The 722-nt window shown below is 38.9% G+C and carries 2 protein-coding genes; both read right to left on the bottom strand.

Translation table 11 applies throughout. The features are described 5' to 3' along the window. Nucleotides 1–111: 111 nt before the first annotated feature. Entirely contained in the window at nucleotides 112–474 is a 363-nt protein-coding gene (locus ACRCJ0_RS17480) for a YtxH domain-containing protein (RefSeq protein WP_419970706.1), read from the bottom strand. 1 nt (nucleotide 475) lies between these two features. Continuing rightward, nucleotides 476–722, bottom strand: a 247-nt coding sequence (locus ACRCJ0_RS17475) for an HIT family protein (protein WP_431391425.1), incomplete at its 5' end; no start/stop codon positions are given.

The following is a 722-nucleotide window of genomic DNA, read 5'->3' as shown; positions in this document are numbered from 1 at the left end:
TGATTCACTCCTGTCAAATCTTCGTAATACAAGTCTTAATATAGCATACCAAAAATGCTATACACAATGATTCAGAAGATTAATCAAGAAATCTTCATATTTAAAACATCATTAAGAATCAGTGTTTTCCTCGTTAACACGGATATCCGCTGCTGATAAATCATTTTGTAGTTCTGCCACTTGTTTTTGAATTTCTGAAATTTGTGGGGCTGTTGATTGGTTGAAATCATTGATAGCTAAAGTGATTTCGTCGCGGGCAACTTTTGCAGAAGATAAGCCTTGTTGAGCTAAATCTGTAACTGCATTTTGTGCTTGAGCGATTGAGCCAGTTAGATCATTGGCTGCATAAGTGACATCGTCTAAATAGTTTTTCAAACGTTCTCTGTTTTCGGTTCCTGAATGTGGTGTTTTTAATAGGGCATAGCCTGCACCAGCAACGGCACCAAATAGAATACCGGTAATAAATTTTTTCATATTATCCCTCGATCTGTTGGTTGATTGTATTGGCAATGTGCTTCAAGTCTTCATCAGCGTATGTGCCTTCTTGGGCTGGTTCCCATTTTAGACCAAAGCCGTCATTTTCCCCGTTGTATCTAGGGATTAAGTGGACGTGTGAATGGAAAACAGATTGGTAGGCCATCTCGCCATTGTTGTTTAAAATATTTAAACCTTGCATACCTGGGAAGGCATCTTTTAATGCGTTGGCAACTAAGGGGATGCGC

Source organism: Aerococcus sp. L_32 (assembly GCF_050689315.1).
The sequence above is the reverse complement of the archived record's forward strand: the minus strand, read 5'-3'. Positions and strand labels throughout refer to the sequence as shown.

Excerpts from the sequence above, each read along its gene's own strand:
- ACRCJ0_RS17480 (WP_419970706.1), bottom strand. The coding sequence starts at position 474 with ATGAAAAAATTTATTACCGGTATTCTATTTGGTGCCGTTGCTGGTGCA.